General features: G+C 34.6%; 22 protein-coding genes. 11 read left to right on the forward strand and 11 right to left on the reverse strand.

What is annotated here, in order from left to right:
- Nucleotides 1-426 (reverse strand): deoxycytidylate deaminase, encoded by a 426-nt coding sequence (locus DNU06_RS16105; RefSeq protein WP_111064532.1) that lies wholly within the window; start codon nucleotides 424-426, stop codon nucleotides 1-3.
- A 112-nt stretch (nucleotides 427-538) separates the two neighbouring features.
- On the opposite strand from DNU06_RS16105, the gene rsgA reads away from it, so the two are divergent.
- Genes rsgA through DNU06_RS16120 form a run of 3 tightly spaced genes read left to right on the forward strand, consistent with a single transcriptional unit; the run spans nucleotide 539 to nucleotide 2278 of the window.
- On the forward strand, nucleotides 539-1501 hold the full coding sequence (rsgA, locus tag DNU06_RS16110) for a ribosome small subunit-dependent GTPase A (RefSeq protein ID WP_111064533.1): 963 nt from the start codon (nucleotides 539-541) through the stop codon (nucleotides 1499-1501).
- A complete protein-coding gene (gene dtd, locus DNU06_RS16115) occupies nucleotides 1498-1950 on the forward strand; it encodes a D-aminoacyl-tRNA deacylase (RefSeq protein WP_111064534.1) in 453 nt (150 codons plus the stop codon). Before rsgA ends, dtd begins: the two co-directional genes overlap by 4 nt.
- 1 nt (nucleotide 1951) lies before the next feature.
- Complete coding sequence (locus tag DNU06_RS16120; protein ID WP_111064535.1) at nucleotides 1952-2278, forward strand: nucleotide pyrophosphohydrolase; 327 nt, start codon at nucleotides 1952-1954, stop codon at nucleotides 2276-2278.
- Here the strand turns inward: DNU06_RS16120 and DNU06_RS16125 are convergent.
- Nucleotides 2275-3063, reverse strand: coding sequence for a DUF2797 domain-containing protein (locus DNU06_RS16125; RefSeq protein WP_111064536.1), 789 nt, complete (start codon nucleotides 3061-3063; stop codon nucleotides 2275-2277). The genes DNU06_RS16120 and DNU06_RS16125 overlap by 4 nt on opposite strands.
- 98 nt (nucleotides 3064-3161) lie before the next feature.
- On the opposite strand from DNU06_RS16125, the gene DNU06_RS16130 reads away from it, so the two are divergent.
- From DNU06_RS16130 to DNU06_RS16140, 3 genes are read left to right on the forward strand one after another with little or no spacing between them, the layout of a single operon-like run.
- Complete coding sequence (locus tag DNU06_RS16130; RefSeq protein WP_111064537.1) at nucleotides 3162-3908, forward strand: MlaE family ABC transporter permease; 747 nt, start codon at nucleotides 3162-3164, stop codon at nucleotides 3906-3908.
- Nucleotides 3909-3910: 2 nt separating this feature from the next.
- Nucleotides 3911-4672, forward strand: coding sequence for an ABC transporter ATP-binding protein (locus DNU06_RS16135; protein ID WP_111064538.1), 762 nt, complete (start codon nucleotides 3911-3913; stop codon nucleotides 4670-4672).
- Between the two features lie 11 nt (nucleotides 4673-4683).
- Nucleotides 4684-5658 carry a hypothetical protein gene (locus DNU06_RS16140; protein WP_111064539.1) on the forward strand — a complete coding sequence of 325 codons (975 nt, stop codon included), beginning with the start codon at nucleotides 4684-4686 and terminating at the stop codon, nucleotides 5656-5658.
- Nucleotides 5659-6220: 562 nt separating this feature from the next.
- On the opposite strand, the gene purQ is transcribed toward DNU06_RS16140, so the two are convergent.
- Both purQ and DNU06_RS16150 read right to left on the reverse strand, forming a co-directional pair.
- The gene (gene purQ, locus DNU06_RS16145) at nucleotides 6221-6910 is read right to left on the reverse strand and encodes a phosphoribosylformylglycinamidine synthase subunit PurQ (RefSeq protein WP_111064540.1); all 690 of its coding nucleotides are present in this window, start codon (nucleotides 6908-6910) and stop codon (nucleotides 6221-6223) included.
- Between the two features lie 65 nt (nucleotides 6911-6975).
- Nucleotides 6976-7926, reverse strand: coding sequence for a DUF6427 family protein (locus tag DNU06_RS16150; protein ID WP_111064541.1), 951 nt, complete (start codon nucleotides 7924-7926; stop codon nucleotides 6976-6978).
- 68 nt (nucleotides 7927-7994) lie between these two features.
- Between DNU06_RS16150 and DNU06_RS16155 the strand changes: the two genes are divergently transcribed.
- Nucleotides 7995-8186, forward strand: a complete 192-nt coding sequence (locus DNU06_RS16155) for a hypothetical protein (RefSeq protein ID WP_111064542.1) — start codon at nucleotides 7995-7997, stop codon at nucleotides 8184-8186.
- A gap of 362 nt (nucleotides 8187-8548) precedes the next feature.
- Nucleotides 8549-9544 (forward strand): class 1 fructose-bisphosphatase, encoded by a 996-nt coding sequence (gene fbp, locus DNU06_RS16165; RefSeq protein WP_111064544.1) that lies wholly within the window; start codon nucleotides 8549-8551, stop codon nucleotides 9542-9544.
- On the opposite strand, the gene DNU06_RS16170 is transcribed toward fbp, so the two are convergent.
- From DNU06_RS16170 to DNU06_RS16190, 5 genes are all read right to left on the reverse strand, one after another.
- On the reverse strand, nucleotides 9537-10046 hold the full coding sequence (locus DNU06_RS16170) for an acyl-CoA thioesterase (protein ID WP_111064545.1): 510 nt from the start codon (nucleotides 10044-10046) through the stop codon (nucleotides 9537-9539). The two genes, fbp and DNU06_RS16170, sit on opposite strands and share 8 nt — an antisense overlap.
- A 50-nt stretch (nucleotides 10047-10096) precedes the next feature.
- Complete coding sequence (locus DNU06_RS16175; RefSeq protein ID WP_111064546.1) at nucleotides 10097-12322, reverse strand: peptidylprolyl isomerase; 2226 nt, start codon at nucleotides 12320-12322, stop codon at nucleotides 10097-10099.
- A gap of 83 nt (nucleotides 12323-12405) precedes the next feature.
- Nucleotides 12406-13476 carry a glycoside hydrolase family 3 N-terminal domain-containing protein gene (locus DNU06_RS16180; protein WP_111064547.1) on the reverse strand — a complete coding sequence of 357 codons (1071 nt, stop codon included), beginning with the start codon at nucleotides 13474-13476 and terminating at the stop codon, nucleotides 12406-12408.
- A gap of 63 nt (nucleotides 13477-13539) precedes the next feature.
- Entirely contained in the window at nucleotides 13540-15639 is a 2100-nt protein-coding gene (locus DNU06_RS16185; protein WP_158526930.1) for an OmpA family protein, read from the reverse strand.
- 4 nt (nucleotides 15640-15643) lie between these two features.
- The gene (locus DNU06_RS16190; protein WP_111064549.1) at nucleotides 15644-16678 is read right to left on the reverse strand and encodes a tetratricopeptide repeat protein; all 1035 of its coding nucleotides are present in this window, start codon (nucleotides 16676-16678) and stop codon (nucleotides 15644-15646) included.
- Between the two features lie 206 nt (nucleotides 16679-16884).
- On the opposite strand from DNU06_RS16190, the gene DNU06_RS16195 reads away from it, so the two are divergent.
- Nucleotides 16885-17973, forward strand: a complete 1089-nt coding sequence (locus DNU06_RS16195) for a M42 family metallopeptidase (protein ID WP_111064550.1) — start codon at nucleotides 16885-16887, stop codon at nucleotides 17971-17973.
- Here DNU06_RS16195 and DNU06_RS16200 read toward each other — a convergent pair.
- Nucleotides 17970-19277: an amidohydrolase family protein gene (locus tag DNU06_RS16200; RefSeq protein ID WP_111064551.1), complete on the reverse strand. Its 1308-nt coding sequence runs from the start codon at nucleotides 19275-19277 to the stop codon at nucleotides 17970-17972. The genes DNU06_RS16195 and DNU06_RS16200 overlap by 4 nt on opposite strands.
- A gap of 11 nt (nucleotides 19278-19288) precedes the next feature.
- On the reverse strand, nucleotides 19289-22306 hold the full coding sequence (locus DNU06_RS16205) for an amidohydrolase family protein (protein ID WP_158526931.1): 3018 nt from the start codon (nucleotides 22304-22306) through the stop codon (nucleotides 19289-19291).
- Between the two features lie 84 nt (nucleotides 22307-22390).
- Here DNU06_RS16205 and DNU06_RS16210 point away from each other — a divergent pair, with 84 nt between their 5' ends.
- Nucleotides 22391-22825, forward strand: a complete 435-nt coding sequence (locus DNU06_RS16210) for a cytochrome B (RefSeq protein WP_111064553.1) — start codon at nucleotides 22391-22393, stop codon at nucleotides 22823-22825.
- A gap of 10 nt (nucleotides 22826-22835) precedes the next feature.
- A complete protein-coding gene (gene hflX / locus DNU06_RS16215) occupies nucleotides 22836-24029 on the forward strand; it encodes a GTPase HflX (RefSeq protein WP_111064554.1) in 1194 nt (397 codons plus the stop codon).
- The last annotated feature ends 132 nt before the right edge of the window (nucleotides 24030-24161 follow it).

Consider the following 24161-nt stretch of genomic DNA (forward strand, 5'->3'; position numbering starts at 1 on the left):
CTATACTGATTCTATTAAAGTAATTTCAATTCCATATTCTCTTAAAAAATCAATACCCGAAGCATCTTTGTATTGCTTATGATAAACCACTCTTTGAATACCGGATTGAATAATTAACTTACTACACTCTTTACAAGGAGATAAGGTAATATACAATGTAGCACCATCTGCAGATTGTGTTGATTTTGCTACCTTAAGAATAGCATTTGCCTCTGCATGCAAAACATACCATTCGGTTTCACCCGCCTCATTTTCACAACAATTAGTATATCCAGAGGGTGTACCGTTGTAACCATCAGAAATAATCATTTTATCTTTAACAATTATGGCACCCACCTGTTTACGTTTACAATGCGATAGTTTTGCCCATTCTATTGCCATGCGTAAATAGGCCTGATCGTATTTTAATTGTTTTAATGGGGTCATAATCTATGGAAAGCTGGTAAAGTTAATTAATTTTAAAAATAATCATTAATTATTATTTTTTCTATCGTCAAATTCAACATTATTTAACAAGTATAAAAGATTATAATTATTTTTGACAAAAAAACTGAAAACTGGAACTGTTATAAAATCCACTGGTAGTTGGTACAAAGTACTCACTGCCGACCTACAAGAATGGCAATGTAGGATTAGAGGGAAGTTACGTATTGTGGGCATTAAATCAACTAATCCAATTGCCGTAGGTGACAATGTTGAATTTGAAATCGAGGATGAAGATATATTTGAGGGGGTGATTAAGCATATTTTGCCTAGAAAAAACTACATCATTAGAAAATCGATTAATTTAAGCAAGCGATCACATATCCTTGCAGCCAATATCGACCATGTATATTTATTAGTCACTTTAGTAGTACCAGAAACGAGTACCGGATTTATCGATCGTTTTCTAATAACTGCGGCGGCCTACCATATTCCCGTAACCATGCTTTTTAATAAAGTAGACTTGTTCAACGCGCATGAGTTAACCCTATTAGATGAATTTAAATCTGTCTACGAAAAAATTGGTTATCGTTGCTTGAATATATCCGCTACAAATCCAGCTACTGCTGAATTTTTAAAAGCTGAAATTAAAGACAAAAAAGTAATGTTTGGTGGGCACAGTGGGGTTGGAAAATCGACCTTAGTGAATGCATTAGCCCCTGAATTAGATATTAGGACAACGGAAATATCTGCGTCCAATATGGCTGGACAACACACCACCACTTTTGCAGAGATGCATCCTTTAGAAGGAGGCGGTTTTATTATAGACACGCCAGGCATTAAAGCTTTTGGCTTAATAGACTTCAATAAAGCAGATTTATCCCATTATTTTCCTGAAATGAAAGCAATCATGTCGGAATGTAAATTTAGTAATTGCATGCACATTAACGAACCAAAATGTGCGGTTAAAGCAGCAGTAGAAAACGGGGAAATTGCTGAAAGCAGGTACCAAAACTATAAAAACATGTTTGAAGATGATGAATCTGAAAATTACAGACAAAACATTTACAAGCAATGAGAGCCATCATTCAGCGGGTGAGTAATGCCCAAGTAAGGATCAACGCGATTGAAGAGAGAAGCATCAGTCGTGGTTTAGTCTTGCTGGTTGGAATTGACCCGGCTGATACGGAGGAAGACATAGATTATATTGTAAAAAAAACCGTTCAGATGCGTCTTTTTTCGGACGAGGAGGACAAAATGAATCATTCCCTCCTGACTATTGAAGGCGAGTTGCTTTGTGTAAGTCAATTCACACTATTTGCGCAAACCAAAAAAGGCAATAGACCTTCCTTTATAGGTGCTGCAAAACCTGAAATTGCAATTCCATTGTACAATAAGTTGATTGAAAAATTTGAAATAGCATTACCAAACAAAATTAAAACAGGTACGTTCGGCGCCGATATGCAAATCAACTTAACAAATGATGGCCCAGTTACTATAATATTAGACTCAAAACAAAAACAATAAGATGACCATAAAAGCAGCACAAGAATTAGTAGACAATTGGATAAAAACCTATGGTGTAAGGTATTTCAATGAATTAACCAACATGGCACAACTCACAGAGGAAGTTGGGGAAGTTGCGCGAATTATTGCCAGACGATATGGGGAGCAATCTGAAAAGGAATCGGATAAAAACAAAGACTTAGGAGATGAAATGGCGGACGTATTATGGGTGTTGATTTGCTTAGCGAACCAAACCGGTATAGACTTGGAACAAGCATTAATTAAAAACCTAGATAAGAAAACCAAAAGAGATCACTCCCGTCACAAAGAAAATGACAAGTTAGCTTAAAAATCGAAATCCACTATGTAGCCCTCATGTTTACGAATATTTAATACTCTGCCATTATCTAAAATCAAATATTGGCCTTTGATACCTAATAACTGACCTTCTATTACCGGGAGCTTATCAAACCCTACACTAGTTACTTTTTCGGGATACATTAGTACTGGATAATTGATATCTATTATTTCATCATCTTCTGTCATATATTGGCTCAAATCCGCAGGCAAAAGTTCTTCTAATTGCCATTTTTCGGTTTCTAAATCAAAAGAACCTATTTCATTTTTAAGCATTCTCCTCCAGTTTGTTTTATCTGTAAAAGAAGATTTTAAAGCAACCTCTATTTGTCCAGCCAACTGTCGATAAGGCGTTTCTGCGATCCGTATTGCTTGTGAAGCGCCTTGATCAATCCATCTCGTTGGAACTTGTGTGGTACGTGTAACGCCTACTTTTAATGAAGAAGCTACCGCAAAATAAACAAAATGTGGTTGCATATGGTGCGCAATTTCCCAGGCAACATCTCTACCTTCCCCTAAATGAGCACGGCATAATTCTGGTTTAATAATACATTCGGCTGCTTCTGGCACAGACATAAAACAATTATAACAAAACCCTTGCGCAAATAATTTTTTAAAATTTTTACCACAAGACCCACATTGCACATTTTGCTTAAAAGTAAACCGAATATCTTGTCCTATTAAAGCGTTCATATTAATGGTTTCAGCGCCACTTTGCAAGCTATACTGAACGACGTCTTCCAATTTGGTATGCATTTTATGCAAGAGAATTTCCATATAATTTCTTTGATTTTAAAACCCAAAGTTAAAAAAACATATAATACTAAAGCCCCTTTCCATGCTATGCGAAAAATATTAATTAATTTAGCGCCAATATGAACTTATTCGAACATATCGGTAAATACTTCATGATGTTGAAGTTTGTTTTCTCTAAACCAGAGAAAGGGAGCGTTTTTTGGGAACGTTTTTTTACAGAAGCACAAAACATTGTCATTAATTCCATACCGTTGATTGGATTTCTTTCATTTTTTATGGGCGGTGTCATCTCCCTACAGACTGCTTCAAACATGAGTTCTCCTTTATTGCCGGAATACACCATTGGGTATATTACCAGACAATCTACCATACTAGAATTCTCACCAACCATCATATCTCTAATTATCGCAGGTAAGGTTGGTTCTAATATTGCTTCCGAAATTGGCACCATGCGGGTTACAGAACAAATTGACGCACTAGAGATTATGGGGGTTAACTCCATTGGTTTTTTAATGCTTCCAAAAATTTTAGCGACCACATTATTTTTTCCTTTTGCTATTATCCTTTCTATGCTATTGAGTTTAATAGGTGGCTGGCTGGCTGGTATTACTTCTAATTTATATTCTACAAAAACTTATATCGTTGGTCTTCGTGCATTTTGGAATGTAGATCAGCATCACTTATACTATGCCTTAGGCAAAACCATGGTTTTTGCATTTTTAATCACCTCTATTGCCTGTTATTATGGCTACAATGTAAAAGGTGGAGCATTAGAAGTTGGTAAGGCAAGTACAAACTCTGTAGTAGCTGCCTCTGTAACTATTCTTTTAGCCAATTATATTTTAACCCAATTAGTCTTAATATAAGTATGATTGAAGTTAAACACATATCAAAATCATTTGGGGATACGCAAATTTTATTTGACATATCTGCACAATTTAACCCTGGTCAAGTAAATTTAATCATTGGTGCTTCTGGACAAGGAAAATCAGTGCTCACTAAATGTATTGTTGGACTGCACGAGGTAGATGAAGGTAAAGTAATCTATGACGATAGGGTATTTTCTGAAATGGGAAGAAACGATAGAAAATTAATCCGTCAAGAAATCGGCATGCTATTCCAAGGCAGTGCATTGTTTGATTCTTTAACGGTATTAGAAAACGTCATGTTCCCTTTAAAAATGTTTACAAAAATGAGTAAACAAGAACGTAAAGAAAGAGCGCAATTTTGTCTAGAAAGAGTTGGAATAGTTGGGAAAGATGACCTTTTACCTGCGGAAACTTCTGGTGGAATGCAAAAAAGGATTGGTATTGCACGTGCAATTTCCATGAATCCAAAATACCTATTTTGTGATGAACCTAACTCTGGCCTTGACCCTAAGACGTCTATATTAATTGACAACTTAATAAAAGAAATTACCTACGAATATAACATGACCACTATTGTAATTACACACGATATGAATTCAGTAATGGAAATTGGTGACCATATTATTTTCATTAACCAAGGTAGAAAATGGTGGGAAGGTAATAATAAAGAAATTATAAGAACAGATAATAAAGAAGTGGTAGACTTCGTTTACGCTTCTACTTTTATGAAAAATTTAAGATCTAAACTAGTTAACAATTAAAACCCACAATTATGAGTGAAATAACCGAGTACCAAGAAAAGTCAAAGAAAAATGGCCTTTACCTATTAATTATAATTGCATTACTTTTATTATCTGGTTTTTTAGGTTGGAAACTATCTAGCAAAAACAAAACAATTAATGAATTAACATTTCAAAACAAAGAGCTCAGTAGTGAAAGAGATGAAATGAGTGAACTGTTATATGACCAAGGTTTAGCTGCTGGGGAAGATTTAAAAGAAAATCTACAAAACATGTTGGCTGACTACGAAACAATGGAAGCTTTAAATACAAATCTTAACGACAGTATCTTAAGAGAAAAAGACAAGATTGTAAATTTATTGGGTGAATTAGAGAAAGAAAAGGGTAATAAAAAATACTATGCTCGAAAGGTTTTTAAATTAGAAAAAGAAACAGAAACTTTACGATCTATCATGAAAGATTATGTTAGAACTATTGATTCGTTAAATACAGAAAACTTAACATTAAGAACTGATTTAACGAATACACGTAACGATTTAACCACCGTAATTCAGGATAGAGATGACTTACAGTCAAAAGCAGAAACATTGTCGAGACAAGTAAGTGAAGGCGCTAAATTAAGTGCCTTGAGTATCGTTTCAGAAGGTATTAGAGAAAGAAACACTGGATCTTATAAAGAAACGGATAGAGCATCAAGAGCCACACACATCAGATCTTGCTTTACTATAGCAGCAAATAAAATATCAGAAGCGGGTAACAAAACAGTTTACATGCGTGTATTAGATCAAAACGGCAATGTTTTATATAGTAGTAACGGCAATTCATTCGCTACGGAAGGTGGTAAAAGCATGGTGTACTCAGACAAGAAAACCATCAATTACCAAAAAGAAGTGATTGACGTATGTATCTTCTACAAGTTAACATCAGAAATTGAAAAAGGAAATTACACTGCTGAACTTTGGTGTGAAGGTGCAAAAATTGGAAAAAATAGTTTTACTTTAAAATAAAAGTATACCCATCAAATATTAACAAAAAGGAGCATCAAAATTGATGCTCCTTTTTTTGTATTCGTTAGTGCCGACCTGAAATAGCGATTCACTAAAACAACAATGTAATAAAAACACATGCGTTTGAAAGCAAAGTTAAGTTATGCGCAAAATAGGCGGTTCGGGTGGTACATGGTACAGAACAGTTACCTCCTACCATAAAATAACGCAAATAAGTAGTGGCTCTGATATCGCTTAGGGATTAGGGATTTCCATATACCGCTAATGCCTTACTAAAATCGCATGCCAACCAGAGAAAATAGAATACGTAAACTGAAATTTTGTGTAGCAAAAAGCAGTGAATAAGCAAATTGTCAAATATGGGATAAGTATATATGCGGCTGCAAGCCTCCATTCCGTCCTTCAAAATTTATCCACAGACAAATACAGGAATAAAAAAGATTATAAAAAATAACTGATAAACAAAAAAAGCTGAACAATGCGATTCTTGTTCAGCTTTAATTAATAAATTTAATCCTAATCATCTATATCGATTCCTGCAGGACTAGACAGTATATTTTATTTAAACCAGATTATCTAATATAGACTTGAATAATTTTCTTCCATCTAGGTTACCTAAGTTTGGATCCACGGCACGCTCTGGGTGAGGCATCATACCAAATACATTTTTGGTTTTATTAGTCGTCCCAGCAATATTAAAAATTGAACCATTTGGATTAGTAGTATCATCTACTAAACCTGCTTCGTTAGCATATTGAAATAGAATCTGATCATTATCCTGTAATTCTTTTAATCCATCTTCGTTGATAAAGAATCTACCTTCACCATGCGCAATTGGAATTTTATAAGTTTCTTCAACATTTAAATCTTGTGTAATAATTGCAGATTTAGAAACAGGTTTTAAATACACATTTTTACAGATAAACTTTTGAGAGTCGTTATGCAATAAAGCACCACCTAACAGATTAGTTTCTGTTAACATTTGGTATCCATTACAAATTCCCATTACATAACCACCTTTATTAGCGTGTTCTATTACAGACTGCATAATTGGCGAAAAACTGGCTATAGCTCCTGAACGCAAATAATCGCCATAAGAAAACCCACCTGGCAAGATTACAAAATCAACACCTTTTAGATCAGGATCTTTATGCCACAACTTCTCAACGGTTTGATCCAACATGCTTTCTAATGTATAAACCATGTCTTGGTCACAATTTGACCCAGGGAAAGTAATTACTCCAAATTTCATTTAATACGTTTTTTAAGTTTACAAAGGTAACTATTTAACCAAAACTAATCCCAACTCTTTTTCAACTAAAAGACAAAAATTCTCAACATATTTAATACCAACAGTAGAAAAAACAGAATACTCATCAATCTTTCCCTTTTGGTATTCAATAAATAAATGGATAAAATAAACACCAACGGCACTGTAAATAGGAAATAATTAACGCCATGAATAAGGTAAATGCCAAGACTTAAAAGTCCAGTTAAAACGGTAAAGAATAAGAGTACATTAATTTGTTTGCTTTCAATAATACTCACAAATTTAAAATGTTTAAAAAGACCAATAATTCCAAGTAGCGCGATAATTAATAAAAGAATAAAGGCCGAAATATCATAAACATTCCATGCCACCACTTTTTGAGACAAAAGTAAAGGTTGTACCGTTGTTTTTTCAATAAATAGATACTGTATTGACAAAAGGTAAACAAATGGCAATGACATCCCTAATAAAGTAACCAACCATTCTCTAAAAACAAAAGGACGAAAAGTAACCAAACTATAAAATACCAAAAAACCAACGGGTAAGATCCAATAAGAAAACAAGAACCCTATTCCTAAAATTAAACCAGCAGTAAAACCAATATGGATGGCTGTTTTATTCTGATCTAATTCAATTAATTTCAAAAAAGTCAAAGCAAATACTAAATCCACGACCAATGAAGTCTGAAAATAAAACCCGCCAAAAGTCGACATCACCGTCACATAAATAAAGATGGGTAAAGCAGTAGATTTAATGTAGAAACTGGTTTTATTAAAAGCCGTATTCAGCAGTATTCCAGTAATCACAACAAATAAAACAGAGAAAATGAACTCTATATTTTGATGGGCATAAATCCAGTTTAAAAATGGGGCATACCAATCAAAAAAATAATACTTAAATATTTCTGGATTAAAGAATACTTGGCTAGAAAAAACCAACACTAGTAAAACCGATATAACAACAGTCAACGGTATATTAGATTTAAAAAGTTTTATCATTTATTTTTAATTAATCGTTTTTAAAAACAAGAATTATAATTATATTTGTTGCACAAAACTAATAAGAAATGAGTTCATCAGATATTTTTTACGGAATAAAAGACGGTATGTATTGGGTTTTTCAAAATACTTTGGAGCCTTTAGCAGATTATCCTTGGATTGTAACGTTAATCTTTGGATTCGTAGCATTTGCATATTGGATGAAACGTCAAGTGGACTACAACAAAATAGCAGAAAACGATCCAAATCAAATTAAATAATCCATTAATTGGATTTCAAATATTTTAAAAGTCAACTTTCGGGTTGACTTTTTTTAATTCATATTGCGCCAATTTTTGAAAAATCTAAATATTTGCTTGTGAAAAATGGCAAATAAAATGATGTATGGTATAACCATAATGTATATAATTCCCGTGTTTATTCCGGAACCATTTTCTTCCCATTGCGCTTCAGCTTGTGCTTTACACATGACACATTGTGCCAGTGAAAAATTGGTAGTATAAAATAACATTGCTACCAGACCAAATATTTTACTAATCATTTTCATTTAAGCAAAGATAACGGAAAATTAGCTTGAAATTAACTGATTTTTTACGTTATTTGCAACATAATTATAGCTAGCATGGAAAAAGTGACAACATTAGGAGAATTTATCATTGAAAGACAACAAGATTACCCAGGTTCTACCGGCGAATTTTCACGTCTACTAAGTGCTATACGTTTGGCTTCCAAAATTGTCAGCCATCAAATTAACAAAGCAGGTTTATTAAATGATATTTTGGGTGCTGCAGAATCTGAGAACATTCAGGGTGAACAGCAGCAAAAGTTGGATATATTCGCCAACAATCAATTTATTAAAGCATTAGAAAAAAGAAAAGTAATCTGTGGTATTGCTTCTGAAGAGAATGAAGATTTTATTCCCTTAAATAAAGAAGGAAAGTATATTGTATCCATGGATCCATTAGATGGTTCTTCCAATATTGATGTTAATGTGTCAGTAGGTACCATATTTAGTATTTACGAAAGAATTAGTCCGCAAGGACAACCTGTTGAGTTAACCGACTTTTTACAAGAAGGTAACAAACAAGTTGCCGCTGGTTATGTTATTTATGGTTCATCTACTATGTTAGTTTATTCTACTGGAAATGGGGTGAACGGATTTACATACGATCCAGGCATTGGTGTATTCGTTTTATCACACCCAAACATGAAATTTCCAGCTACAGGAAAAATATACTCCATGAACGAGGGTAACTTTTTCAATTGCAGCGTAGGTGTTCAAAACTATATAAAATACGCGCAAACAATCGATAAAGCAACCAATAGACCATTTACAGGTAGGTATATTGGTTCGTTAGTTGCAGATTTTCACAGAAACTTAATCAAAGGTGGAATATACATTTACCCTGCAACACAGTCTGCTCCAAACGGAAAATTAAGACTATTGTACGAATGTAATCCAATTGCATACATAGCAGAACAAGCAGGTGGTACAGCATCAGATGGTGCTACTAGAATCTTAGACATTAAACCTACAGAATTGCACCAGCGCGTTCCTTTGTATACTGGAATAAAATCAATGGTAAATAAAGCAGAAGAGATTTTAAAGGCTAACTAAATAAAGCCTTTAATTCCGTGGCATCTTTGGGCGCCATCTTCCCCGCTAGAATTAAGCTTAATTGTTTTCTTCTCAAGGCCCCATTATACCTTTCTTTTTCTTCTTCCGTTTCCGGAACCAATCCAGGAATAGCGATAGGTAAACCATTTTGATCTACAGCTACAAAAGTATAAATAGCTTGGTTGCTACTGATTATTTCGTCAGACACCTTATCCTCAATAAACACATCAATAATCACTTCCATAGAAGAGGTAAATGCGCGGGAAACCTTTGCTCTAAGCGTAACAGTATCTCCTAATTTAATTGGCTTGTCAAAGGTCACATTATTGACCGAAGCGGTAACCGCAACTCTTTTACTATGTCGATTAGCCGAAACGAAGGCAATTTCATCCATCCAAGCCAATAATCTTCCACCAAATAAATTACCTAAAGTGTTTGTGTCATTAGGTAAAACTAACTTCGTACTTTCCGCCAAAGATTGGCTAGGTTTTTTTGGTTCCATATTTTTTTATATAAAAAAAGCCCCAACTTAAAGTTGAGGCTTTTTATAAATTATCTTCCTTGTGCCGCTTTCTTTTGTCGATTATCGACAATGTTTGCTTTATCCCGCAGCGCCCGCATTACGTTTGCATCTGCAGTAGCAGCTCGCTTCGTTAATATAGACTCCTTTTCGGCGGTGTAATCTTCTTGTTCAGCTACTTCATTCACTTTATCTAAAACAATTAAAAACACACCAGCTTCACCTTTTAATGGCGTAAGCATTGCACCTTCATTTTCTTTATCGATTGAAAATACTGTACCTACCACTTTGTATTCATTTCCGCCAACACCTGGAATATTACCAGTACCAAGCTTTACATTAGCAGTTTTTACTTGCCCACTTGGAATTGTATTTGCAACTTCATTAATATTTTTAATCCCAGACATAATATCTATGTAATGTGCTGCTTGTTTTTCTCTTAAAGCTGGAACTTTCATTTGTAATTTTACAGCTTCATAACTAGGAACACCTTCGTCTACTTTAGACGTGATATAAGCCACTTTAATGATTGAATTATCCAAGATTGGTCCTGAAATATCTCCTTCTTCCGCATCTTGTGCAAAAGCAAATTTTTGAATTTTTCTATAATCCTTAAAACCTGTTACAAAACGAGAGGACAAAACAACTTTTGCATAATTATTTACTAAATTCTTTTCTTTAGAAACACGATAAAAAGCAGAATCATCTTTAGCAGTCTCCACTTCATTGATGAAATCATATGCTAAATTTTCAACTTCTTTAATCGTTTCAACCCCTGGTTTAACCGTTTTTCTAATTGGGGCTAATTTAGGTAGCTTTCTTGCTTCTTGCCCTAATACTTCCACAATATGGTAACCATAAGTAGTTTTCACTAATTGCAATTTACCTTTTTGTCCTTCAAAAGCAGCTTTTTCAAACTCTGCAACCATGGCTCCTTTTTTAAACCATTTGTATTCTCCGCCATTTGCTTTTGAACCTGGATCATCTGTAAATTTATCTACCATTTCAGCAAAGTTATTTTTTGCATTAATTACACGTATTAAACTATCGCCTAAACTTTTTGCTTCGGCATCTGTACGAGAATTAGTAGAAATTAATATGTGTCTTACCCAAGCTCTATCTTGAGAAGTAAATCCATTTACTTTTGCAATTACTAACTGCGTTGCATTTGTTTGCGGATCCAAAGTTTTAAAAGGCCCAATAACATCTCCTTTTTTACTATTTTGCACCAACTCATCTATAGAAGCAGGGTATTCGTATTTGTTTGCTGCTACATCCATTATAAACTGATCACCACCTAATTCAAATCCTGTAGTATCTGAATAGAACTTATCTTCACCTTTAGTAGCCATGAAGTAGATATTATTATCTGTTTGCGCAAAACCTACTTTTAAGCTTTCCATTTCTTCATTCGCTCTTTCTAAATCTAAAGCACTATAAGAAACTGGAAATTGTACAAATTCTATATCAGCAGATTGGGATTGTTGCAAATATAATTTATCATTTTTATGCTTTTGGTAATAGGCTTTAATGTCTGCATCCGTAAAACCAACTTCTTCCTCTGTAATACTTCCGTAAGGATGCATCACATAAGTAATGTCTCTTGATTCGTTGTTTCCTACATAACTATCTTTCGCTTCTAAAGAATTCACATAAACGCCTTTTTTAATTAATGCTATAAATTTATCGGTCGCTCTTGCATCTTTCAATTCTTTTTCAAATTCACTCCATTGGATTTTTGCATTTTTCCATCTACTATAAAGTGCAGTATCAACAGAAGGATCTGGTCCGGATTGTAAGCCATCTAAATACTTCACTACTGAATCTCTAGCGTATTCACCAATATTATTTTTGAACATACCAATTTGGGAAACCCAAGGGTGTATGTTATTTCCTAAAACCATATCGTTCAACTCTGCAGAGGAAACCATCAAACCAAGCGCTTCTAACTCTTGCCCCATTAATTTCTTTCGAACCAACTCATTAAAAGCTTGATCTCTTGCGTTATCTTCAGCTTCAGCATCAAAATCAGTACCTTGGTAAGAAGCATTTTGCTTTTCCCTGTCTACATAACTTTGTTGTAAATCACTCAATTCTTTTTCATTCATTTCTTCCCCGAAGATGGTTCCAGAAGGTAGTGGTTCTTCCCCACCACCGAAGTTCTTGAAACTATCCGTGAAAATAAAGGCTAACATAGCCAATCCTATTACGATTAATAAAAGGTATGAGTTCTTTTGTATTTTTCCAATAACTGCCATTACTGCTTATTTAGTTTAATTTAAGAATTTGCGAATATACTTCTAATCCTTTTAATAAAAAAGAAGTCGACTGTTTATTTTAATTAATGAATAAGGCCTAAACAGATTTTCAAACGAATTATTTTCTTGACCGAAGCTGCAATCTGCTGTTCAAAATCAGCATCAATGGACAACTCATTTACAATATCTTGAATAGCTTTAGCAGCGTTTACAGGCATTAATATGATATCGCAACCAGCTTGAGCAGCTTTTAATTCACATTGCGGAACCTTAACTACCCCTCCCATATTCATGGCGTCAGTTATCACAATACCTTCAAAATTTAACTCATTTTTCAACAATCCAGTCACCATTTTTTTAGAACAGGTTGCTGGTAAATCATTGGTTTCATATTTTGCGTTATTTTTTACGGCTATATGGCCCACCATAATAGAAATAACACCACTATTAATTAAAGGGATATAGTTTTTCACCTCTTTCATTTCACCGTTTATATAAACCAATTGTTTATGGGTATCTCCCACCACATAACCATGACCTGGAAAATGCTTAGCCGTTGCGACAATGCCATTTTTTTGAGAAGTCTCTATAAATACTTTTGCCCAAGCTTGGGCAGTATCCGCATTATTGCCAAAACTCCGACTACTGACCACTTTATTTGGTGACATGTCCACCACTGGCGCATAATTATATTGGATACCAATCTTTTTTAGGTCCTTACATATTATTTCAGTGTAAGTTAAAACTTCTTCCCTACTCAACATGGCATTTGCTTTTTTCACCGGTGAAGAGCCTTTAATTTTATAAGCAATTAAAGAGGGTTCCGCATCCGCAGAAAATATCATTGGCAATCCTTTGTTTAGTTTTTGATACGCCAATTTCATTTCCGTAAAACCTTGCATGGTTCCATTCAATAAAATAATACCACCAATTTTATTTTTGGTAATTAACTGCTCAATAACAGAGGCCGGTTGTCCTAGTCGCCCTGCCGCCACCACAATCATTTGAGCCACTCTTTCTTCTTTCGTCAGTGTTTGATATACTGAATCTGTTTTTTGTGCCAACTTTGCATTGTACTTGTAAAAATCATTTAAACCAAAGGCAAAACATGATGTAATAAAGCCAAAAGAACACATTAATAAAAAATACTTCATATTGTTTAAGCATAAAAAAACTCCGTTAATTGCTTAACGGAGTTATTAACATTAATAGTTATATTATTTTTCGATTATAGTTACCACCGTTCTTCTATTCTTTTGGTGTGCTTCTTCTTTCTCTCTTACAGAACTCATGTTCTCTAATTGTGAATCGGAAACAACCAATTGTTTAGCACCATATCCTTTTGTTTCAATTCTGTTAGAAGCGATCCCTTTAGAAACTAAGTAATCTTTTGCTACTCTAGCTCTTCTTTTTGATAAAGCTAAGTTATAAATTGCTGTACCTCTAGAATCTGTATGTCCAGACAATTCCACTCTTAATGTAGCATTATCTTCCATAATCTTCAATAATTTATTTAATTCATCTACTGAAGCGTGTCTTAAAGTAGATTTATCATAATCAAAATAAATATTTCTTAAAGTAAATTCAACACCTGGTGTTAATCTTTCCATTAGGAAATCATAATTAAATTCTTTGCCCTCATCCTCTTGTCTCACAACAAGGTTATCAGAAGCAATTGTATAATCTGGTTTAGTAGAAGTAATCGCATAATTATAACCAGACTTAACGGCTAACATAAACGAACCATCTTCTTCTGGTGTCAATTCATACATCACTTTGTTAGTTGCAACATCTGTAAAAGTAACTGTAGACATAATTGGTGCTTCTGTATTTGCATCAGTTACCGTTCCTCTAACAATCACCATGTCTCTACTCATGTACATACTTTCCGCAATACTGATATCACGTAAAGAGTCTAACTCTCCATTTACTAGTCCAGAACTTGCAAAAATTGGATTTTTAACTTCTCCTAAAAAGGTAATCATATAAATATCTTTTTCCCCATAACCACCTTCTCTAAAAGAAGAATAATAAGCGTATCTTTCATTACCTGAAAGTACAAAATAAACATCATCATCTGGTGTATTAATTGGATATCCAATATTTACTGGCTCAGACCATTCATCTGTTTCTGAATTATATTCTGTTTTAAAGATATCTAATCCACCCATTGTTTTATGTCCTGCAGAAGAAAAATACAATGTTTTATTATCTGGATGAAAGAAAACTCCTTTTTCATCAAATTCTGTATTCACAACAGTTCCTAAGTTCTTAGCCTCTCCCCAAGTACTTTTACCTTCATCCCATAAAGACAAGTAAATATCATGACCACCTGTACCACCTGGTTTATCAGAAACAAAAAAGAGTTTCTTTTCGTCAAAAGATAAAGTTGCTGCTTCTTCATGATAATTTGAGTTAATTGCATCCCCCATGTCTACTAACTTCTCCCAATTACCTGCATCATCTCTTTTAGTCATTAAAAGATTTCCATCTTTTCTACTAATACCATGATAGGTAATCAAAGATTTACCATCAGGAGAAATTCCTACAGTAGCATCATGAGATTTTGTATTCACATCTTTTCCAATATTTTTAGCTGCCCCCCAATCTTCACCAAAAGATCTTGTTGCCGTATAAATATCTTCATAATGGTAACCAGTTTCATCTTTTTCTCCTCCAATATTTCCTTCTGGTCTTCTAGAAGTAAAATACAACTCTCTATTGTCAGCAGAAATTACTGGACCAAAATCGGAATATGGACCATTAATATTAGGACCCAAATTATCAACCCATACTCTAACAGGGTGCGCTGCCAATTCTTTTCCGACTTTACATTCTTGTATTTTTTTATTGATATAGAATTTCATCTCTTCATCTGAGTCACCTAATGTTTCTTTATAAGAACGAAACAACACAATGGCATCATCAAATTGCCCATCCAAGTGCTTCGATCTTGCCAAGTAAAAATCCAAATCTGGATAATCCTCTACCGTTCCACCAGATGCTTTAACAAACTCTAAATGTTTCTTAGCTTTAAACTTTTGTTTACTATAAAGGTAACAAACACCCATTCTATAATTTAAATAAGCACTTTTGGAATGAAATTCATCTGCTTTTACATAATGCTCCAAAGCATTAGCCATATCATCTTCGCTACCTCGCTCATAATCTATATCTCCTAATTTAATTTGCTTAACTGCAGCATTAAAACCAGGTTTATCGCCAAGCACTAATTTATCAAATGGCTCATCAACTACTTGAGAAAACCCAACATAGCTAAAAAACAATAATATTATTAATGTAATTCTTTTCATCATTTTTTTATTCATTACAAGTTGGACTATTTAAAAATTTCTCTGCTTTTTCAGAACCTAAAATAAAAGCTTCTTCCCAATCAGCACATGCTTGTTCCACATTTCTTAACATTTCATTCGCAATACCTCTATTGTAATATGCCTCCATCAATTGCACATTTTTCTCTATCGCTAAATTACATTTCTCTAAAGCAGACTGGTAATTCTCTCTATCAATTAATACACCTGCTTGATTCACTAAAATATTAGGATTGGTATTATCAATTGCGTAAGCTTCGTCGTATAACTTTTCCGCATTATCTAAGTCACCAACACTTTGGTAATAGTTACCTTTTAAAATTAAAAAAGCAACCTTATCTCTACCCTCTGCCGCTTGGATACCTTTATCAATAAACCCTAAAGCAGCATCCGGACGGTCTAATTTCAAATTAGCATTCGCAATATTACTGTAGATATATAAATTATTCGGTTCTTGTTTTAAGGCCATATTGTAATCAGTAATGGCTTTTTCATACTCACCCAAACCGTAATACACATTTCCTCTCAAGGATAAATAGTCAGAATTTTCCGGTGCTTTCTCCACCAATCTTTCTGCTAATTTTCTAGCGCCAACAAAATCATTTGTTTTTACACGACCTGCTGCTAAAAAATAATTTTCTTCATCCGATAGTTTTTGAAAAACTTTTATTCTCTCTAAGAAAAAAACTGCACTATCAAAATAATTATTCATGTAGTAAGATTTTCCCAATTGAGAAAAAATAGCATATTGTACCTTTTCAATACCATATGCTTTCCTTGCAAAATCTAATGATTTTACATAATTTTTTTGGTCGAATTTAACAGCTGAAATATTCACTATTGCTTCCACATATTGTGGTTCAGCAGCTAAACATTGCTCATACAATCCTAACGCAACATCATGCTGACCAGCACGATACGCCACGTTACCTTCTTCAAACAGTTTTGTTGCTGTTTCAGAATATTCTTTCTGGCCAAACATTGTTAATGGTAACAACATTAATAGAAGTAAAATCTTCTTCATACTTAATTAAATTAGTCTAATTTATTACTTTGTCCTTTTAATTAATTTATACAAAATCAGTTAAAAAGCCCAATAACTAACAAAAATAATAATATATTTCATACTACCCTATTTTTAAATTACATTTTATTAAATTTCCTTCATAAAAAATCGATAAATTAGAAAATAAAGTACCTTTATCCCAAATTTTAATCGACCAAATTATCATGAAAAAGAAAAATATCATTACTAAAAAATCATTTGCTTTTTTAAATAAATACATCAATAATCCTTCTCCAACAGGTTTTGAAAAAGAAGGTCAAAAAATATGGTTAGATTACATTAAACCATACATTGACGATTATTGGGTAGACAATTATGGCACTGTGGTTGGCATCATTAACCCAGAAGCCAAATACAGAGTAGTAATTGAAGCCCATGCAGATGAAATTGCATGGTTTGTACATTACATCACACCAGATGGCTTTATTTATTTAAGAAGAAATGGCGGATCTGACCACCAGATTGCACCTTCGAAAAAAGTGCTAATCCATACGGATAAAGGAATTGTGGATGCTGTTTTTGGATGGCCAGCGATTCACACCCGTTCTAATAAGACTGAAAAGGCACCAAAACCAGATAATATATTTTTAGACTGTGGTGCAAACACCAAAGAAGAAGTTGAAGCAATGGGAGTCCATGTTGGCTGTGTAGTAACCTATCCAGACGAATTTATGGTTTTAAATAAAAACAAATATGTTGGTCGTGCATTAGACAACCGCATGGGTGGTTTTATGATTGCAGAAGTAGCAAGACTATTAAAAGAAAACAAAATTGAATTGCCGTTTGGTTTATACATTACCAATTCAGTTCAAGAAGAAATTGGCTTGAGAGGAGCACAAATGATTGCCGAAAGAATTCAACCGGATGTGGCTATTGTGACGGATGTTTGTCACGACACGCAAACACCAATGCTCGACAAAATTGTGCAAGGCGATATTGTGGGTGGAAATGGACCGGTTTTAACCTATGGTCCTGCTGTACAAAACAATTTGTTAGACTTGGTAATAAAAACAGCCGATAAAGCGAAAATCCCTTTCCAAAGAGCTGCTGCATCAAGATCAACAGGAACCGATACAGATGCTTTTGCTTATTCTAACAAAGGCGTGCCATCTTGTTTGATTTCTTTACCATTAAGATACATGCATACTACGGTTGAAATGACGCATAAAGATGACGTTGAAAACTGTATAAGATTGATTTACGAAACACTTCAAAAAATTGAAGACCAACAAGATTTTAGGTATTTTTCTTAATCCGTCAATTGATATTTTTGATGGTACTTTTTGGAAAGTGCCATCTGATGATTTTCTAAGGCAATAAATCGCCCATTAATCATTCCTAAGGAAACGTTGTTGGTACGCATGTCCAACGCGTTTCCTTTTGACACAAACAAGGTCGCTACTTTTCCGTCAGCTATGGAACCTACCAAATGATCGACTCCTAAAATTTTTGCAGCATTGTAAGAAATACATGCAACAGCTTGTTCTTCTGTCAATCCATAAGCCATTGCTGTACCCGCCAAAAAAGGTAAATTTCGCGCATTCATCACTTCCATACTTCCTGCATTTTGAATACAAAACAACAAGCCAGCATCTTGTAACAATTTTGCTGTTTGATAATTATCATAAGGTTGATCGCCTTCAAAATAGGGTAAATGATGCGGTTTGGAAAGCATGATTGTAAAATCATTTTCCTTTAACCTATCCGCCAAAAAACTGGCGTCGTGACCACCAACAATTACCGGATACTTAATTTTAAAAACTTTTGCAAAATCAATCACATCATTAATTTCAGGTGCAAAATCTGCATGAAAATAAATTCGTCCATTACCCATTAAAACATTGCGCATTGCTGCGTGCTTTATTGAAATTTGCTCCTGGTCTTTTTCACTCAAATAAGCCTGACTTTCCTTAAAGAAAGCAGTTAAACTTTCAATAACTGTTGCATATTTATCATTTTCCTTCAACAAGCCTGGTGCAGCCCACCAACCTGTTTGGTAAAACCTTGATGGCCAATTCACGTGAATACCATCATCTTTTAAAATCACTGCGTCTTCCCAATGCCAGCCGTCTAGACCAAATACAGATGATGTACCCGAGATTAAACCACCACGTGGGGTTGCTTGACAAATTAATACGCCATTTGTTCGAATGGTATAAATGATTTTCGAATCTAAATTAAAAGCAATTAAGGAACGAACATGTGGAGAGATATAGCCAACCTCACGGTAGTCGTTTGTAGCCCTAACTGCATCAATCTCCGTCAGACCAATGGTATTATTAGCAGCTATAAAACCAGGATACAATTCTTGGCCCTGAATATTAATAATGGTATCCCAACTGCTCGACTCCATTTTATAAGTCAGTGCATTCGCTACCAAAATAATCTTACCTTCTTCTATGCCCACCACACCTCTTGGTATAATTTTCCCAAGACCGGTATGCACTCGACCATTTTGAATTAAAATTCGATTGTATTGTTGCGCAATAGGTGCTGGCACCTGCGCCATTAAAACCTGTCCAACTAATCCGATAAATATAAATATGATTGCTTTCATTCTTAATCTTTTTACTCGCCTTCTGTATCGCAATGATAATGACGTTCTACTTTAATCACCGGTTTTTGGGTTGACTTACCAGCTAGCTTTTCCACCAACATTTTCTCCACCAAACGCTTTCTTTCTAATTGATCTCTCTTTTGTAATTCAATGGTTTTTTGCGCGTCATACAACAACAAACCATCCACAAAGGTTTTCTCTACCTTAGCTTGTACACTCAATGGATTAGTCGACCAAAGTACAATATCGGCATCTTTTCCAACCTTAACACTTCCCATGCGATCATCCACCCGCAATAGTTTTGCTGGACTTAAGGTGATCATTTTCCACGCATCCTCTTCTGAAACACCTCCGTACTTTACAATTTTTGCCGCTTCGTGGTTCAACCTTCTACCCATTTCAGCATCATCTGAATTAATAGCGGTAACAATACCCATTTTATTTAAAATTGCCGCATTATAAGGAATGGCTTCGTTGACCTCAAATTTATAGGCCCACCAATCAGAAAAAGTAGAAGCTCCTGCTCCATGTTCTTTCATGATGTCAGCCAATTTGTATCCTTCTAAAATATGGGTAAAAGTATTGATGGTAAATTGCATAGAATCGGCAACGCGCATCAACATTAAAATTTCACTTTGAATGTAAGAATGACAAGTAATAAAACGCTCGGACTTTAAGATTTCCAATACCACTTCCATTTCTAAATCTTTTCGCGGTGCAACGTGACCTTCTTTTTCTTTTGGCTTAAGATTTAAATGATGCTTCCAAGCTTTTTCATACTCCCTAGCCCTTGTAAAGGCATCATAATAAACCTGCTCTACTCCCATTCTGGTTTGCGGAAAACGCACGCGATTATGATCGCCCCAATTGGACTGTTTTACATTTTCTCCCAAGGCAAACTTGATAAAGCCTGGTGCATTTTCGACTAACATTTGAGCAGGCAAAAAGCCCCACTTCAATTTAATTAATGCCGACTGCCCCCCAATTGGATTGGCTGAACCATGCAGTAATTGCGAGCAAGTAACCCCACCGGCCAATTGTCGGTAAATATTAATATCATTTGACCGCACAACATCTCTAATGGAAACCTCAGCCGAATTGGCTTGACCTCCTTCGTTGACCCCTTTTGAAATGGCAATATGAGAATGTTCATCAATAATTCCACTGGTTAAATGCATCCCTGCTCCATCAATGATTATTGTATTATTTGAAAAAGTATTGATTTTACGGTTTATGCCTTCAATTTTCCCATTTTTGATAAAGACGTTTCCATTTTTGATAATGCCTTGCTTTTCATTGGTCCAAATGGTCACATTTTTAATAAAATAAGATTGGCTCTCCGGCAATGAATCAAAACCAAATGCCATAAAAGGATAGGTCATGTTTTTCAATGCTGAAGTATCTATTTTCAACTCAAATGTTTTTTTCTTGTCCTCCGCTTTATTTTGTTTTATGGCGTTCCATTTCACCCATTCTCCGTTTGCCAACAATGCATTTCCATCTATCACACCTAATTTTTCATGCACGCTTCCATTCAACTGAATCAAACCTGATTGGTTTTGGTTGTACACCTTAAAAACAGCACTAAATTGTTGACCACTTTGATTGATTACCATTTTTGACTCCATGGTATCTTTTGAAGTCACCTGAGTTGCACTGTCTAATTTTGATTTAAAACTTGTAATGGTTCCGCTAGATTTTGCGCCAGCAAATTTTAATTTACCTTCATATATTGCTCCACCAATATTAAAGGTATAATCACCATCCATTTTTAATTCATTAAATGGCTTCACTTGGTGCTTTACTCCCCTAATCCAATTTTCTATAATTTCTCCATCTTCAAAAATATTTCCTTTGGCAATGATAAAATTAGCAAGTTTACCTTTTGCCAATGTACCCACTTCCTTTTCTATTCCTAATATGGTAGCCGGGTGCACAGTCAATGCTTTTAATGCTTCACTTTGCGGTAAACCATGTTTGACTGCTGCTCTTACTTGAGAAAGAAATTCCTTTTTCACCTTTGTTTTATATAAAGAAAAAGCAAATTTTACTTTGTTTTTGTGTAGCACATAGGGATTATAAGGCGCCAATTCCCAATGTTTTAAATCGGATAAATGAATGTAACGCGCTATAAAAGGGTCGGTAATGTCATAGGCCTTTGGAAAGTTTAAAGGAATAATTAGGGTATCTACCTCAGCACTAATTTCTTCAATTCTTTGGTATTCATCCCCCCCTCCAAAAATAGTAAATGGAAGATCAAATTCCACAGCAATCTTTCTAACCCGCAACAACTCTAGCTTATCTCCAACTTCAAATATTTGAGGCAATGACTGGTTACCCTGCATGGCCAAAAACGAAAGATTGGTCAATACTACCCTTTGGGAGGAGAAATACCATTCAAAATCGTATAAAAACTGTCGCATTAAAGCAATTACTCCCATTTGGGAAGAAGGGTAGGTTTGCTTAGAAACTCCTTTACTAAATGAATAATGTTGTGCCCCTTTATTTGAAATCACCTCTTGTTTTTGTCCCAAATCGCCCAAAGAATAAACGACAGATGTCCCTCTAATAATACCGTCAGTCTGATGTGCAGAGACAACACCAAAACCATTATTGATCAATTCTTTTTTAGACTTGGTTAAATTTTTATCGAACAAATCGAAAGCATTGACTTGCGGATGAATGGCTTCGTTCCAATAATAAGGTCCTTCATTTAGACTATTCAATTGTGGCGATCTTCCTTTTTTTAAGCTAACTGCTTTTTTAATTCCTAAGTCGGAATAAGGCTCAATAAAAGAGGGATAGACAGTAGCACCCGGTCTTTCTATTTCGACTGCATTTTTTGGCAAAGAAAATACTTTACCCACTTTTACTATACGTCCATTCTGAAATAAAATGGTACCGTTTTCAATGACCTCATCAGCCGACAGTACAACTTTCACCTTGGTGATTGCATACAAAGTATTATCGAAGGATTGCACCCCATTTTCCGGTTCAATTTGTTGTGCGTACACAGCCAGAGAACTCATTGTGATAAATTGTAAAAATAAAATATACTTGAACATGTAAATTACTTATTGGTAATCGCTAATTTTGTGTAAAAATAATAAAATATGTATAACGGATTACTTCACGCACATTCAGGCCTAAGATGGATTGCTTTATTTTTCATTTTAGCGGCCATTATCATTAGTTTTACTTCAAAAGGAAAACCTTATTCTGCAATGGAAAAGAAATTGGCCTTATTTACCTTAATTTCTTTTCATATTCAATTAGTTATTGGGCTTTACCTTTACTTTACTAGTCCTAAAGTAAACTTTTTTGAAGGATTTATGAAAGATAGTGTTGCTAGATTCTTTAATGTAGAACACATCTTTGGTATGTTAATCGCCATTGTTTTAATCACTATGGGCTATTCTAAATCTAAAAAGAAAACTGAAGCCAGTGCGAAAAGAAAAACCATTAAAACATTTTACATTATTGGATTATTGATTTTAATCGCGACTATTCCTTGGCCTTTTAGAGGTTTAGGTGGAAGTTGGTTTTAAATAAAACTGCATGGAGAAAGGACATATTTCTATTGACAAACAACCAGAAACGGCTATTTTGGTAGGCGTCATTACCTCTAATCAAACAGAGGAAATGACCAAAGAGTACATTGATGAACTCGAATTTTTAGCCGAAACTTCTGGTGCTGTCACCAAACATAAATTTTTACAAAGGGTCGACAAACCTCATCCTAAAACATATATCCGAAAGGGTAAAATGGAGGAGATTCGCAAATATGTGCAAAACAATGAAATTGATGTCGCCATTTTTGATGATGAATTGTCTCCTTCTCAATTAAGGAATATTGAAGCGGCCTTAGAGATTAAAATATTGGATAGAAATAATTTAATCTTAGATATTTTTGCAAGCAGGGCAAGAACCGCCCACTCCAAAACCCAAGTAGAATTGGCGCAATACCAATATTTATTACCACGTTTGACTAACATGTGGACGCACTTGGATAGAATGAAGGGTGGAATTGGGATGCGTGGACCAGGTGAGTCTCAAATTGAAACCGATAGAAGGATTGTTACCCAGAAAATCACTTTACTTAAAAAGAAATTGATTGAGATTGACAAGCAGCAATCTGTTCAAAGAGGTAACCGTGGACAATTGGTGCGCGTGGCCTTGGTGGGGTATACCAATGTGGGTAAATCTACCATCATGAATTTGATTTCAAAGTCGGAAGTGTTTGCCGAAAATAAATTATTTGCTACACTCGACACCACTGTAAGAAAAGTGGTGATTGAAAACTTGCCTTTTTTAATGTCCGATACAGTGGGCTTTATCCGTAAGTTACCACATCAATTGGTAGAATCTTTTAAGTCGACTTTAGACGAAGTAAGAGAAGCAGATATTTTAGTGCATGTTTTAGACATTTCCCACCCAAATTTCGAAGATCATTATAAAGTGGTAAACGAAACATTGGCGGAGATTGACAAGACTGAAAAAACCACAATTGTGGTCTTTAACAAATTAGATGCTTACAATCCTAGTCAAGCTGAATTGAGTTATCACCCAGAAGGTAAAAAATATGCTTTGGCAGCTTTAAAAGATACCTGGATGGCAAAATTAAGCCAACACCAATGCCTTTTCATTTCAGCCCAAGAAAAAGAAAATATTGACGAATTTAAAAAGGTGTTATACGACGAAGTGAAAGCTATTTTTGAAGTACGATATCCTTATCATAATTTTTTATATTAGGGTTTTTGCTTTGCAAAAACAGTATTGAGTAGTTAGTAATTAGTCGTTAGACTTTTTGCCTTATGTTGAATGTGCTAGAAAAAGTCAAATTCTAAAAACCAATTACACTAACTCCTTTTTGCAAATTGCCAA

This window comes from Putridiphycobacter roseus (genome assembly GCF_003234935.1).
In the GTDB taxonomy this organism is placed as follows: domain Bacteria; phylum Bacteroidota; class Bacteroidia; order Flavobacteriales_D; family Crocinitomicaceae; genus Putridiphycobacter; species Putridiphycobacter roseus.